Source organism: Shewanella sp. FeAMO, from assembly GCF_053653955.1.
The window spans coordinates 2,979,087-2,993,689 of the sequence record NZ_CM132201.1 but is presented as its reverse complement, the minus strand read 5'-3'; the positions used below and the strand labels follow the sequence as shown (position 1 = coordinate 2,993,689).

Sequence of the window (14,603 nt, the reverse complement as noted above, 5' to 3'; positions counted from 1 at the left end):
ATGTGAAGTTTTGTAATATTTTGGTTAATTTCTGCGAATGTGCTGCGAACGTGCGATGAACTTCAAAATGCAGGCCGAGCCGGAAAAGCAGCAATAGCTGAATAGTGGCTGGTTGAAGATGACAAGCCCGTGTGTTGCTAAGCTGTAAAATCGGGTGAAACAATAAATTACAAACTGGCGGTGCGTTTGGCGTACAAGTGTACGCCAAACGCCAGGGCGGGCAATTGAAAGCTGAATTTACGAGCTTAGAGGCTCTGTTCGAAGCGACTGAATTGTGTCTGTGTAGCCTCGGATGGCGGCGACAAACGGCTCACTACAACCCCGGCCAGGGTGGCCAGAATGAATCCAGGCAATATTTCATAGAGGGCGAAGATACCGCTTTCCAATTGCTTCCAGATGATTACTGTCAAGCCGCCAACTAGGATGGTGGCAATGGCGCCGTTGCGGCTGTAGCCACGCCAAAACAGCGACAGGATCACTACAGGGCCGAAGGCGGCACCGAAACCGGCCCAGGCATAGCTCACCAGACCCAGTACGCTTGCTTCCCGATCCAGGGCAACAACCACTGAGATAATGGCAATGGCCAACACGCCGATACGACCGACCAACATCAGCTCCTTGCTTGAAGCCTCGGGCCTGAGCCACTTACGGTAGAAATCTTCGGTGATCACGCTGGAACACACCAGCAGTTGCGAGTCTATGGTGCTCATGATGGCCGACAAGATAGCGGCGATAAGCAGACCACCAATCCAGGGGTTAAAGGCGACTTGAGTCAAATGGATAAACACAGTTTCCGGATTCTTGAGCGGCTCGTCGGCAAAATAGAGCGCGCCGGCAATGCCAGTCGCCAGGGCGCCGATCAGGGAGACAAACATCCAGCTCATGGCGATGCGGCGCGAAACCGGCAGATCCTTGACACTGTTAATCGCCATAAAGCGCGACAGAATATGGGGCTGTCCAAAGTACCCCAGCCCCCAGGCCAGAGCCGACAGCAGGCCTATCAGGGTCAGCTTATCGCTCCATAACGACAGCATAGCCGGGTCCAGGGCATCCAGGCTCTTGTGACTCTCTGGATGGGTAAACATGCTGACCGGGACTATCAACAGGGCTATCAACATCAAGCAACCCTGGAAGAAGTCTGTCCAGCTGACGGCAAAAAAACCGCCGACAAAGGTATAGGCCACTATCACCGCGGAACCTATCAGCAGCGCCGTCAGGTACTCGAGGCCAAAGACATTGCTGAACAGCACCGCGCCGCCCACCATGCCGGAGGAGGCGTAGAAGGTGAAAAACAGTAATATGGTGACGGCGGAAACCAGTTTCAGGAGGCCACCCTCGTCGTTGAAACGCTTCTCAAAAAAGTCCGGCAGCGTGAGAGCATTGTCAGCCATCTGGGTATAGATCCGCAGGCGTTTGGCCACCAAAAGCCAGTTAAGCCAGGCGCCCAGTAACAGACCTATTCCCATCCAGGCTTCGCCCAGACCGCCGAGATAGACGGCGCCGGGCAAACCCAGCAGCAGCCAACCGGACATGTCGGAGGCGCCGACACTGAGAGCGGTCACGGCCGGGCCCATCTTGCGACCGCCGAGAATATAGTCATCGACCGAATCGGTCGCCTTGTAGGCCCAAAGACCTATCCCCATCATCAGAGCCAAATAGCCCAGAAAAGTTATCATTACCGGGGTTTCAATATGCATGCTGGTTTACACTTTTGTGTTGTTGTTTGGCGCGGATACTAGCAAAAGTTTGCCAAAGCGCCCAATGTTGACAGATTATGTGAGGCAGATCTGACCAGTCCCGGCAAGTGTTCGCCGGGAGATTTGGCAAGCAAAGAACCGCGATACCTTAGATAAAGCTCTGTTTTATTTCTTCTTTAACAGCGTCTAGGTCCTGAGGATATTCGGCTACCAACACCAGGTAAGCTGAGTCGGTTTTTATCGCCTCTCCCCGGTATTCGCTGTCAGCAAAGGCCTCGGCCAGCATCACCCTGTGCTCAGGGGGCACAATAAACACTGTTACCTTGCCTTGTTCACCGGCCAATACCAGGTGAATACTCTCAATTCCCTGAAAATCGCAGAAGGTGCTGTAAAACACCCGTCCCGGTTGGCTGTTGAATCTGGCACTGCCCAACCCCTTGAGCGATGCGAGCTTGGCATTGACCGCCTGATAAGAGATATCGGCATCACTGGTCATGGCGATGGTTTCATGGCGGACATGGGCGAGGGCGTGTTGTCCTAAATCCACCGGCCCCTGGCGCCAGAGACTGAAACTGACTCCGGCAACAAAAGCGACGGAGGCCGCCATCGCCAGCATCCAGCCGGTGCGTTTGCGTTGGGCGTGATGCACGGCCAGCTGCTGTTTCAGTAGCAGTTTTTCGCTCAGATCTTCGGCCACAGGAATTCTGAGCGCCTGACTTATTTTGCCATCGAGAGCCTTGAGTTCGGCGACAAACGCCTGATTGTCCTCGCTCTGGCTGAGGGCCTCGAGAAACTCGGGATCCTGATTATTGGGGTCGCCATAGGCCTGGCGGCGAAACTTCAGCTCATCCATTGGATTGACCTCTGACCTTGGAGTGTTCCAGTGCTTCTTTTAACTGATTTCTGGCCCGAAACAAGCGGGTCATGACAGTATTTCGGTTTAGATCCAGCAATTGGGCAATTTCATCGCCACTGAATCCGGCTATCAGCTGTAATAACAAAGGCTCCCGATACTCGGGTTCCAATTGAGCGATTTGACGCCTGAGCAGATAGTGCTCGGCATGATCTTCCTGGCTCTGGGAACCGGGATCTTGCCAATGCTCTTCGCCGATATCGGCATAATCAAACTGTTTACGCTCAAAGCGGCGGGCATTTTCCCGCCGTAAAATAGTGATTAACCAAGCCTTGGCCGCTTTGTCATCTTTCAAGGAATCCAGCGAGCGCCAAGCCCGGAGAAAAGTTTCCTGGGTGATATCTTCGGCCACATGACGGTCGCCGCAAAGCCAGAAGGCGTAGCGGTAAATATCGGTATGCAGCGCCCGGACCAGGCTATCGTAACGTCTTTGTTTATTCAGCATGTCAGAAATGACCGCGTCATCAGACTTTTTCTTTCGCCAGCTATCGAACATTTTCCATGCTTGTTTTATTTTTGTTGCCGCTAAGCTTAATGGCCTTGGGGGCATTCTGGCAAATACCATGAGTGTAAAATCGGTTGCAAGCCTGATTTAGCCTGGATTTCAGCACGCTTGGCGGTAAAAGTGATGGCCGAAATATCGGGATAAGGGTAAACACACTGTTGAAAATGGAGGGAAACAGTTGGTTGAAAAAGCCTGCTGTTAACGGCCTTGAGAGGGGAAGTGGTAACGGCAGGCTATACCCAGACGGGCACTCAGCCATAGCGAATAGACGCTATGGCTGAAGCTGCCAATTAAGGGTTTAGCGGTGCCAGCACTGAGGCCGTACCGGCAGCGTTGGAGTACTGACTCTTGAAGCGCTCAAAGGCCTGCAGCAGCGCCGGGAAATGCTGACCGGGATCGCCGCCTTGTCTGCCATAGCGGCTGGCCTGAATCTTGGCGACAACGGCGGCCAACTCAGGGGCCAGTTTAGGCAGTTCATCGAGTGTGACGCTATGGCCTGTGATATCACTGAGTTCCAGTAGCAGCGCCTTGAATACCCGGCTCAAGTCCCCTTGCTGACAAGCCTGGCTCAATCCCGGCTGGGTTTGGCTTGTTTGAGCTTGCAACACTGTTGCCGGAGCGGCTATCGCTTGTTGTTTGCGGGCCTTTAGCCACAGCACACAGGTGGCCAGCCACAGCGACGCAAACAGAGCCGTCAACCAAGGCCAGAAACCTGCGCTGCTACCGGGCTCCTGCGCAGGTTGGTTGATGGTTGGTTGCGGCATATCGGCGGCGGGGGCGACCTGGATAGTGCGCGCCGGTAGCAGGGCGAACTCCTGCTGTTTCAAATGCGGATTCCACCAAGGCACCTTGATCTCCGGCAGGGTATAGCTCCCCGGTTTCGAGGGCACTATGGCAATGGTCTGAGTCAGTTGCGATACCAGTTGGTTGTCGCGAACAAAGGTCTTGCGCTGCGCCTTTTCCGGATAGCTCTTGAGATTGTCCGGCAAGCTCAGTTTAAGCTCCGGTAGGCTGGTTTCATCGGCATTGGATGCCAGCAGTGTCAGGTTGCGGGTAATAGGGCGACCCACTTCAAAAGTCTGCTTGTCGTCCCATTCCTCTTTGAGCATCACCAGATCCGATACCAGCCAGTCGCCGTGATATTCGGCCGGGATCGGCTTGATGCTGACCAGCATGCTGTCACTCTGGGCCTGCATGGGGCGACTTTCCTGAAAGGCGAACATGCCCCGTCTTGGGGTATCGACCAGCACATCGCCAGAGAAGTTGGCACCGGAAATCGCCAGCTCGCCGGGTTCATCGGCTATGATGCCGTAGCTGCGCTCTATCACCCGAAAACGGCGGCCGTTGACGATTTCACTGCTTTCTTTATCTTCGCCGAGCTGTTTTATCTGGGCGCCGCTGATGGAGGGGGCCGACAACACCCCACGCTGCAGCTCAACGGCCAGAAAGAGTTTTACCTTGTAGGCGAGCAGTTGGCCGACATAGGCCTCCTTGGCAGAGATACTGGTACGCAGGAACAGGTTTTTTTGCGCCTCGGGGCGACTACCGGCCGGCATCACCTTCAATTCGATGGCATCGCTGCTGACGCCATCGATACTCAGGGCCGGAATAGTGACCTGGCCGGTGGTTTTTGGGGCCAGCATCACTTGCCAGCGGGTTTCCTTGCGGGCATCAAAGTTGATGATCTGGGTACTGCGACTGACGCTGGTGCGGCCGACGATAAAGTCTTTCAACAGGGCCGAGGTGTCCAGTGCCTGGGCTTCGAGTTCATCATCTGCCACCACGGACAGCATAAAGTACTCGCTCTCGGTCACGGGATTGCGATCGACCGAGGCCTGAAGCTGTGTCAGTGCCAGTGCCTTGAGCGGCAGCAGGCACAGAAGCAATAGAGGAATAAGTCTAGTTACCACTGTTCATTGTCCTTGGGTGTCTCGCCGCGCTGGCGGCGTTTTTGATACTCGAGTTGCATCTTGTTGCGCAGCAAAGTGGCCGGGTCATCCACCAATGCCTTCAGCGCCCGCTCCATTTCAGGGGGCAGGGGCTCGGTGTCCTCGAGTGACGAGGCGGCAACTTGTGCCTTAATCTGTTCATCACTTTGCTCATCGTTTGGCCCTTCTTGTTGCTCGGCAAGGCTCGCCGAGTTGGCCTTGTCGGCATCAGACTCAGAGCCATCCTGCTTAGCTGCACCGTTTTGACTTGCAGCTGTGCTTGACTCATTTTGCGGCTCTTGCTCTTGCGGCAAAGAAGCCTGCATCTCAGGCTCAGAGCCTGCGCCAGTGTTATCCTCGGCATTTTGCGGGTTCTGATCGCCTTTGGTGTCCTTATCGGCGGCATTGTCAGCATCATTTTGCTGCGAGTCGGCAGTGGAAGGCTCGCTATTCTCTTTGTTAGCGTCTTTATCTGAGCCCTGGTGCGAGTCCTTGCTTGAGCCCTGGTCGGCTTGGCTGTCTTGACCTTGCTCTTTGTCCTGGTTTTGGCCCTGGCTGTTGTCACCCTGGGCGCTGTCCTGACTGCCCTGACTCTGATCCTTGCCGGACTGAGAATTCTGTTGTTGATCCTGCTGGCTTTGATCCTCTTGCTTATCCTGGCTCTGTTGATCTTGTTGCTGCTCTCGCTGCTTTAGCAAGGATTCCGCCAACGCCTTATTGTCGATGGCATCCTGCATATCGGGCACTTGTGTCAGGGCGTCACTGTAGCGCCTGATGGCTTCTTCATATTGGCCAAGCTGCATCAGGGCATTGCCTTGGTTGTATAAGCCTGTGGCACTGTCATCTTGCTCGAAGGCTTGCAGCGCGCCTTGATAATCGCCGCTGCGGTAGCGGGCGCTGCCTTGCCAGGCGGGGTCAACAAACTTGTCGGCGGCAGTGGTAAAATCCTCTTGCTTGAATGCCTGCATTCCCTGCTGATCCCGGGTTTGCCAGAGATCATCCCAGCCGCTTGCCTGGCTAGGTGGGCTGACAAGCAGGCCAAGACTCAAGGGCAGCACCAGCACCGGCAGGCCGCTGCGAAAGCTTAAGAGCAGCGGCAACAACAGCAAGAATGCCAGATAGGGGCCAAGGTCGACCCAGGTATCGCCGGCAAGATCTGTTTCTGTCGCATCCGAGCTGGTGGCGAGCCACTGCTGCAGCGTTTGCAGATCTTTGCCGTCGTTGCTGTAGGGCACCAGAATGCCGTTCCCGGCACTCGCCAGCTCGCTGAGCAGACCAAAATCGGTGGCCGGTACTACCACTTCATTTCGGCTGTCCTTGAGCAGTTGCCCATCCGGCAGCCTTATCGGTGCACCCTGGGATGAACCTATCGCCAGAATGCCCAAGCGGTAGTGACTGCCCTCAATCGCCTGTTTGGCGGCATTGAGCTGACGGCTGCCGACGCCATCTGTCATCAATATGATATCGCCCTGCAGGTGGCCGCCCTGGCTGAGCAGCTCCTTGGCTTTCTCCAGCGCTGCGGCCAAATTGGAGCCGCGCACTGGCATGATGGCCGGGCTCAGGGTTGGCAACAGATTGAGCAGGGTGTTGCGATCCCGGGTCAAGGGGCTGATGACAAAGGCGTCACCCGCGTAGGCCAGCAGGGCGGTTTCCCCTTCATTGAGTTGCTCCAGCAGATCCGTGGCGCGGAATCTGGCCTGGGTCAAACGGTTGGGGGCGGCGTCTGTGGCATACATGGACAAAGACATATCCATCACCAGCACCCGTCCTGTGCTGCTGGCAAATACCGGCAGGGGTTTCTTGTAAAGCGCCGGGCCGCTTAAGGCCAGTACTGCCACTAACCAGGCCAGACCAAGCCAGGGCAGGCGATTTCGGCGGCTTTTGCTGCCTTGGGTCAACAGCAGTGGCGCCAGATGCGGCGCAATATAACGATCCCAGTCAGATTGGCCCGCTTGACGGCGACTTTGCAGCACTAACAGCAATGCCAGTGGCAGTAAGGCCCACAGCCATTCGGGACGGATAAAGTGCAAACTCATGATTTCCTCCCCCAACGCCCTGGCCAGACGCTGAGCAACAGGCTTTGCAGCTGCAATAGTACGCTCAGTGCCAGCGCCAGTCCCAGCGGCCAGTAAAACAGCTCGGATTGCGGCCGGTAACTGAGGGCGTCACGGCTGACGGGCTCCAGCTTGTCGATTTCCTGATAGATCTGTTCCAGTTCTTCGGTATTCCGGGCACGGAAATAGCGCCCCTTGGTGGCATGGCTTATCCGTTGCAGCTGGGCTTCATCCAGATCCATCGAGGGGTTGACCCGCTCACGGCCAAACAGGGTACGACGCTCCATCACATCGGCGCCCACACCTATGGTGTAGATGGTGATGCCGCGCTTGGCGGCAATCGCGGCGGCCTGATCCGGCACTATGCTGCCGGCATTGTTGGAGCCGTCGGTCAAGAGCACCAACACCCGGTTGCTGTCTTTGACCTTATCGAAGCGTTTTACCGCCAGGGCAATGGCATCGCCAATGGCTGTCTGTTTGCCCACCAGGCCGATTTGGGCTTCCTTGAGATACTGAGCCACAGAGCGTCTGTCCTGAGTCAGTGGCGCCTGCAGGTAGGCGGCATCGGCAAACAATATCAGGCCGATACGATCGCCGGCGCGGCGCTCGATAAAGTCGCTGACCACTTTCTGGATCAGGGTGAATCTGTCTACCGCCTTGCCATCGAGCACCATGTCTTCAATCTGCATACTGCCGGAGAGATCCACCGCCAGCATCAGATCCCGTCCTTCGGTGGGCAGCTCTATGGGATCGCCGAGCCACTGTGGCCGGGCGATGGCCAGCAGCAACAGGCACCACAGCAGCCAGAGACTCAAGGGCGCTCTGCGTTTGCTTTGTTGCTGCTCGTGGGCATGGGTATCGACGCCGGGCAGTTGCAGTTGCCCGCCGCTGTTGACGGCGGGGCGATAGGCTAGCAGCAGCGGCAAGGGAATAAGCAGCAGTAACCAGGGCCAATGGAGAGTCAGCATCTTGGCTTGCCTCCCTTGGCAAAGTGTTTGGGGGCGCACTTGAGCCAGCAAACACAAAGCGCCCGCAACTCGGTGGGGGCAGCGCTCGGTTGGCTGCGGTATTGATTTTCGAGCAAAGAGGCGAAGCGACCACGCTGCTCGGCTGGCAGTGCGTTATCCAGGTACTCGGCCCAGGATTTGCCGCTGAGTCCGGCCACCTGGGTGCGCTCACCATAGCTGATGGCGGTGCGTTTCAACAATGCGCTCATCTTGGATAGCAGCTGCGGGTCCTGGTCCTGCAGCTGTGTCAGTTCAGTCATGGCGGCTTGAGCCACCGCCTTGTGAGCCTTGGTTGCCTGCAGGCGCCGATAGCCAAAGAATGCCGCGGCGCCAAGCAGTAACAAGGCCAGCAGCATCAGCAGCCAAATACCGGGAGCCGGAGGCCAAAAGGGCACCTCGGCCGGCAGTTGAATATCCTTGAGCGCACTCAGCGCCGGATTGGCTTGATTGGGATTCATCTTAACAGTGTCAATTGTTGATTGAGGCGCCGGCCGGCATCCAGAGTGCGAACCGGGACCTTGAGTTGTTGCATCAGGGTATCAAACTGCGCCAGGTTGGCGCGCTGACGACCGAGCCAGGCATCATAACCGCTGCGATCCAGGATCAGGCTGCGGCCCGACTCCCGTACCGGCAGGGCAAACTGCCGCGGCAGCTCGAGTGTGCCTTGGCGCATGGGATCTGTTACCACAAAGGCCGCCAGCTCGCAGTGGCGTTTGAGTTCCGACAGCGCCTGCTGACATTCGCTGCCAAAACCGTTGCCGTCTGTGATTATCCAGATAAGGGAGCCGGGTTTGGCCAGTCTTGCCAGACGCTGACAGGCCTGGAGCATTAACGCCTGACCATCTTCATGGGGGCTGTCCAGCGCTTCGAGCTGCGACTTGTGTACCGCCACCAGCGCCGATATCAGTGCCAGGATCCCCTGGTTGCGTGCTCTTGGCTTAAGCTCTCTGTGGGCGCTATCGCCCACCACCAGCGCGCCGAGACGGTCGCCCTGCATGATGGCATTCCAGCCCAAGGTCGCTGCCAGATGCGCCGCCTGTACCGACTGCAATAGCAGCTGGGAGCCGAAATAGAGGCTGTGCTTCATATCCACCAACAGCAGAATAGGGCGCTCACGCTCCTCGACAAACAGCTTGGTATGCGCCTTGCCGGTGCGGGCTGTGACCCGCCAGTCTATGGTGCGGACATCATCGCCCTGTTGATAGTGGCGCACTTCGGCAAATTCCATGCCGCGGCCCTTGACCAGGCTGGCTCTGTGACCGGCCATGGCCGCGCGGGCTTTTCCCTGCCGGTCACCCAGAGCGCGGGCGATATTCTGGCAGGCAAGCAGCTCGGCCTCACACAGGTGGAGGCCGTCGGCGAACAGTGGCAGTGAAGAGTCTGTTGCTGCGGCTTTCATCAGGGAACGGCCACCTGATTGAGCACATGGTCAATCACCTGATCGCGGCTGACCCCTTCGGCCTGCGCCTGATAACTCAGCAGCAAACGGTGGCGCAGTACATTGGGCACCACGGCTTGAATATCTTCAGGGGAGACAAAGTCACGTTCATATAACCAGGCACGGGCGCGGGCGCAGCGCTCGATGGATTGGGTCGCCCGCGGGCTGACACCGTATTCCAGCCACTTGGCAAGCTGGTCGCTGTAGCGCTGAGGCTGACGGGTCGCCATCACCAAGTCGACAATATAACGCTCCAGCGGCTCGGCCAGATACAGCTCCAGCGCCTGCTCCCGGGCGAGGAATACTTCCTGCTGGCCTATGGGAGTGACTTTCTCCATGCCGTGGGTCTTGGCTTCGCTGCGGGACAAACGCAGGATCTCAAGCTCAGTGTCTGCTTCCGGGTAATCCAGGTTCAGGTGCATCAGGAAGCGATCAAGCTGGGCTTCCGGCAACGGGTAGGTGCCCTCGTTTTCCAGCGGGTTTTGGGTCGCCATCACTAAAAACAGCGGCGGTAATTTGTAGGAGTGCTTGCCCACCGTCACCTGGCCTTCGGCCATGGCTTCCAAAAGGGCCGACTGCACCTTGGCCGGGGCGCGGTTGATTTCATCCGCCAGAATAAGGTTGTGAAATATCGGTCCGGCTTCAAATTCAAAGGTCGCGGTTTGGGCGCGATAGATGTCGGTGCCGGTCAAATCGGCCGGCAGCAGGTCCGGGGTAAACTGAATGCGGTGAAAGTCGCCCTCAATGCCATCACACAGCGCTTTAACGGCCCGGGTCTTGGCCAGCCCTGGTGGTCCTTCCACTAACAGGTGGCCATCGGCTATCAGAGCGATAAGCAGGTTTTCGGTCAAAATTGGCTGACCTATGATCACTTGATCCAGATAGGTCCGCAGTGCATGAAATCGACTCAAAGGCATGATGCTACTCGTTTTATTTTAAGGCCCAACTATAGACAGCGGTTATGGTAAAGAATTCCCTGCGCCCTTGGCTAGTGTTAAAAAAACAAACAGGTGTTTAAAACCGGCCAACAAGAAGTTAGAATCAGATCACATTTTTAATGGTCAGACCTGTTTAGGGCAGTACGGGTCTCTTATGGAAAAACAATAAAGCGCAGCGTCAGGGCCAGTTTTCGGCGTGCGCCACTGTAAAGAGGGTGACAAATGAGTGACAGACAACAGGTAACCAATGCCAGGGGCGAGCGGATTGCCATAGTGGCAGGTCTGCGTACCCCGTTCGCCAAACAGGCGACGGCGTTTCACGGCGTATCGGCGCTGGATATGGGCAAGATGGTGGTCAATGAGCTGCTCAGTCGCAGTGAATTGGACCCCAAGCTGATTGAGCAGCTTGTCTATGGCCAGGTCGTACAGATGCCGGCAGCGCCCAATATTGCCCGTGAAATTGTCCTGGGTACCGGCATGAATTTGCACACAGATGCCTACAGTGTTACCCGTGCCTGTGCCACCAGTTTTCAGTCCACTGTCAATATTGCCGAGTCGATCATGACGGGCAATATCGAAATAGGCATAGCCGGGGGCTCGGACTCCTCCTCTGTGCTGCCTATCGGGGTGTCCCGCAAGTTGGCCCATGCCTTGGTCGATCTCAATAAGGCCCGTACCCTGGGACAGAAGTGGAACATAGTTCGCCGTCTGGGGTTTAAAGATCTCTTGCCTGTGCCGCCTGCTGTGGCCGAATATTCCACCGGCCTGTCCATGGGGCAAACCGCCGAGCAGATGGCCAAGAGCCACGGCATCAGCCGTGCCGATCAGGACGCGCTGGCCCACCGCTCTCATACTCTGGCGAGCCAGAGCTGGAATGAAGGCAAGCTCAAGGATGAAGTCATGGTGGCCCATGTGCCGCCCTACAAGAGTTTTATCGAGCGTGACAACAATATCCGCGACAACTCGTCCCTTGAGTCTTACGCCAAACTCAGACCCGTATTCGACCGCAAGCACGGCAGTGTCACCGCCGCCAACAGTACCCCGCTGACCGATGGCGCCTCGGCGGTGATCCTGATGAGTGAAGGCAAAGCCAAGGCCCTGGGTTACACCCCCATTGGCTATATCAAGAGCTATGCTTTCAGCGCCATAGATGTTTGGCAAGATATGCTGATGGGGCCATCTTACGCCACGCCACTGGCGCTGAAACGCGCCGGTATGCAGCTCGAAGATCTGACCCTGATAGAGATGCACGAAGCCTTTGCCGCCCAGACTTTGGCCAATATGAAGATGTTTGCCTCGAAGAAGTTTGCCGAGGAAAAACTCGGTCAGAGCCGCGCCATTGGTGAAATCGATATGAGCAAGTTCAACGTGCTCGGCGGCTCGCTGGCCTATGGCCATCCGTTTGCGGCCACGGGTACTCGCTTGATCACCCAAGTGTGTAATGAACTGAAGCGCCGCGGTGGCGGTACGGGGCTGACAACCGCCTGTGCGGCCGGTGGTCTGGGTGTGGCAATGATAGTGGAAGTGGAGTAATTGCAGATGGAAAACAGCAACAAGAGTTTTAGCCTCAGCCGCCGCGACGACGGCATTGCCATTCTTTCCATGGATGTACCCGGCGAAAGCATGAATACCCTCAAGGCTGAATTCGGCCCTGAGATCAGCGCCTTGCTGAGCGAAATCAAAGCGGACAGCAGTATCAAGGGCTTGGTGATCATTTCAGGCAAGCCCGACTCCTTCGTGGCCGGCGCCGACATCTCCATGCTCGATGCCTGTCAAAGCGCCGCCGATGCCCGCGAGCTGTCGAGCTCGGGGCATAAGGTGTTTGCCGAACTGGAAGGGCTGAAGATCCCCGTGGTTGCAGCCATTCACGGCGCCTGTCTCGGTGGCGGCCTCGAGCTGGCACTGGCTTGCCATCTGCGGGTGTGCAGTGACGACAAGAAAACCATGTTGGGGGTGCCGGAAGTTCAGCTCGGTCTGCTGCCGGGCGGTGGTGGTACCCAGCGTCTGCCACGTCTGGTGGGGATCACCACAGCGCTGGATATGATGCTCACCGGTAAACAGGTTCGCCCCAAGCAGGCGCTGAAGATGGGGCTGGTGGACGATGTGGTGCCCAAGTCGATTCTGCTGGAGGCGGCGGTTGAACTGGCATTGGCCGGCAAAGCCAAGCGCGGTAAAGGCAAAAATAATAAACCTATGATGAACAAGCTGCTCGAAAGCAACGGCTTTGGGCAGAAAATCATCTTTGATCAGGCCCGTAAACAGGTTGCCAGAAAAACCCAGGGTAACTATCCGGCGCCGGACAAGATCATCGACTGTGTGCGAGTGGGGATGAGCCAGGGGCTAGAGGCAGGTTTGGCCACCGAGGCGCGCCATTTCGGCGAGCTGGTGATGACGCCCGAGTCGGCGGCGCTGCGCTCCATCTTCTTTGCCACCACAGAAATGAAAAAGGAAACCGGCGCCGAAGGTGCTGAGCCGAGTCCGGTTCACAAGGCCGTAGTGCTCGGCGGTGGCCTGATGGGCGGCGGTATCGCCTCAGTGACCACCACCAAGGCCAAAATTCCGGTGCGGGTCAAGGATATCAGTGAGCAGGGACTCAGCAATGCGCTGGGCTATGCCTATAAGTTACTGGATAAGGGCGTCAAGCGTCGGCATATGACCCCGGCGGTGCGCGATAAGCAGATGGCCTTGATGACGACGACTACAGACTATGTTGGGGTAAAGGATGCCGACATAGTGGTCGAGGCGGTATTTGAGGATCTCAGCCTCAAGCATCAAATGGTGCGGGATATCGAGCGCGAATGCGGTGAACACACTATTTTTGCGTCCAACACCTCGTCTCTGCCCATAGGTCAGATTGCCGAAGCCGCCGCCAGGCCGGAAAACGTCATCGGCTTGCATTACTTCTCGCCGGTAGAGAAGATGCCGCTGGTGGAAGTGATTGCTCACGACAAGACCTCCCCCCAGACGATAGCCACCACAGTGGCCTTTGCCCGTAAACAGGGCAAGACACCGATAGTGGTGAAAGACGGCGCCGGTTTCTATGTTAACCGTATTCTGGCGCTCTATATGAATGAAGCCGCGCAGCTGCTGCTTGAGGGCAACAGTGTCGAGAGCCTGGATAAGGCGCTGGTGAAGTTTGGTTTCCCGGTCGGCCCTATCACTCTGCTCGATGAAGTGGGTATTGATGTGGGCGCCAAGATTTCACCGATACTCGAAAAAGAGTTGGGTGAGCGTTTCGCTGCCCCCTCTGCCTTCGATAAGCTGCTCGCCGATGACCGCAAGGGGCGCAAGAACGCCAAGGGCTTCTATCTCTACGGTCCCAAAGCCGGCAAGAAGAAGGAAGTGGACAAGAGTGTTTATCAGGTGCTGGGGATAGCGCCGGGTGTTGGCGCCGAAAATGCCAACCTGGCAGAGCGCTGTGTGGTGCAGATGCTCAATGAAGCGGTGCGGTGTCTGGAAGAGGGCATCATAGCCTCTGCCCGCGACGGGGATATTGGCGCCATCTTCGGCATTGGCTTCCCGCCTTTCCTCGGTGGGCCTTTCCACTATATAGACACCATGGGCGCCGATCAGTTGCTGGCCAAGCTGGAACGCTTCCAGAGCCGCTTCGGCGACAGATTCGCCCCGAGTGAATTGCTCAAGACCATGGCCGCAGAAGGACGACGCTTCTTCGACTGACAGTGATTGGAATGGCTGTTCTTCGAATCGCCTTTGAGTAACAGCACTTTGAATAACAGTGCTTTGAGTTACAGTGCTTCGAATAACAGCGCTGCTTTACTGTAAAAGCGGCCTCAGGCCGCAACCCTCCAACCAAACGCCCCGGTAAGGCAGTAAATCACCGGGGCGTTTTTTTATAGAAGCTTGGGACGTCCCGCTCTTGGCAACCAAGGTGGCAGAGCTCAGGGAAGAGCAAGGAGCCAATCCAATATCAGTCGGTCGCTATGCTTATCAATGAGCAGAATGCTGATGTCAATCTGGCATCAGATACAGGGCGATGCCGCGTTTAATGATCTGAAAGCCTGTCCACTGGATAAGTCAGCCTTGGCAGAGGTTTTCTGGCCTTGATAAAGGCAAACTGACCACACTCTTTATCCAGTCAGCTTATCGGTTGTTTCCATGGTGA

The 14,603-nt window shown here is 56.7% G+C and carries 11 protein-coding genes; 2 read left to right on the top strand and 9 right to left on the bottom strand.

The features are described from left to right. Positions 1 to 245: 245 nt before the first annotated feature. The 9 genes from putP to ACWAU4_RS13435 form a co-directional block, all read right to left on the bottom strand. The gene (gene putP / locus ACWAU4_RS13475) at positions 246 to 1,697 is read right to left on the bottom strand and encodes a sodium/proline symporter PutP (RefSeq protein WP_044734719.1); all 1,452 of its coding nucleotides are present in this window, start codon (positions 1,695 to 1,697) and stop codon (positions 246 to 248) included. Between the two features lie 148 nt (positions 1,698 to 1,845). Beyond that, the gene (locus ACWAU4_RS13470; protein ID WP_025011134.1) at positions 1,846 to 2,550 is read right to left on the bottom strand and encodes a DUF3379 domain-containing protein; all 705 of its coding nucleotides are present in this window, start codon (positions 2,548 to 2,550) and stop codon (positions 1,846 to 1,848) included. Next, positions 2,543 to 3,106, bottom strand: a complete 564-nt coding sequence (locus tag ACWAU4_RS13465) for a sigma-70 family RNA polymerase sigma factor (RefSeq protein WP_025011133.1) — start codon at positions 3,104 to 3,106, stop codon at positions 2,543 to 2,545. The genes ACWAU4_RS13470 and ACWAU4_RS13465 overlap by 8 nt, the downstream gene beginning before the upstream one ends. 299 nt (positions 3,107 to 3,405) lie before the next feature. Further along, entirely contained in the window at positions 3,406 to 5,025 is a 1,620-nt protein-coding gene (locus tag ACWAU4_RS13460) for a BatD family protein (protein WP_208124857.1), read from the bottom strand. Then, complete coding sequence (locus ACWAU4_RS13455) at positions 5,019 to 7,079, bottom strand: vWA domain-containing protein (protein WP_208124856.1); 2,061 nt, start codon at positions 7,077 to 7,079, stop codon at positions 5,019 to 5,021. Before ACWAU4_RS13455 ends, ACWAU4_RS13460 begins: the two co-directional genes overlap by 7 nt. Further along, the gene (locus ACWAU4_RS13450) at positions 7,076 to 8,065 is read right to left on the bottom strand and encodes a vWA domain-containing protein (protein ID WP_208124855.1); all 990 of its coding nucleotides are present in this window, start codon (positions 8,063 to 8,065) and stop codon (positions 7,076 to 7,078) included. Before ACWAU4_RS13450 ends, ACWAU4_RS13455 begins: the two co-directional genes overlap by 4 nt. Further along, complete coding sequence (locus ACWAU4_RS13445) at positions 8,059 to 8,562, bottom strand: DUF4381 domain-containing protein (RefSeq protein WP_208124854.1); 504 nt, start codon at positions 8,560 to 8,562, stop codon at positions 8,059 to 8,061. The genes ACWAU4_RS13450 and ACWAU4_RS13445 overlap by 7 nt, the downstream gene beginning before the upstream one ends. Then, complete coding sequence (locus tag ACWAU4_RS13440) at positions 8,559 to 9,503, bottom strand: DUF58 domain-containing protein (protein ID WP_100145615.1); 945 nt, start codon at positions 9,501 to 9,503, stop codon at positions 8,559 to 8,561. The genes ACWAU4_RS13445 and ACWAU4_RS13440 overlap by 4 nt, the downstream gene beginning before the upstream one ends. Further along, positions 9,503 to 10,459, bottom strand: a complete 957-nt coding sequence (locus ACWAU4_RS13435) for an AAA family ATPase (RefSeq protein ID WP_028780795.1) — start codon at positions 10,457 to 10,459, stop codon at positions 9,503 to 9,505. The genes ACWAU4_RS13440 and ACWAU4_RS13435 overlap by 1 nt, the downstream gene beginning before the upstream one ends. Before the next feature lie 243 nt (positions 10,460 to 10,702). Between ACWAU4_RS13435 and fadI the strand changes: the two genes are divergently transcribed. After that, entirely contained in the window at positions 10,703 to 12,013 is a 1,311-nt protein-coding gene (gene fadI, locus ACWAU4_RS13430; RefSeq protein ID WP_123116491.1) for an acetyl-CoA C-acyltransferase FadI, read from the top strand. A gap of 6 nt (positions 12,014 to 12,019) precedes the next feature. Further along, on the top strand, positions 12,020 to 14,158 hold the full coding sequence (gene fadJ / locus ACWAU4_RS13425) for a fatty acid oxidation complex subunit alpha FadJ (protein ID WP_190532420.1): 2,139 nt from the start codon (positions 12,020 to 12,022) through the stop codon (positions 14,156 to 14,158). Positions 14,159 to 14,603: the final 445 nt, after the last annotated feature.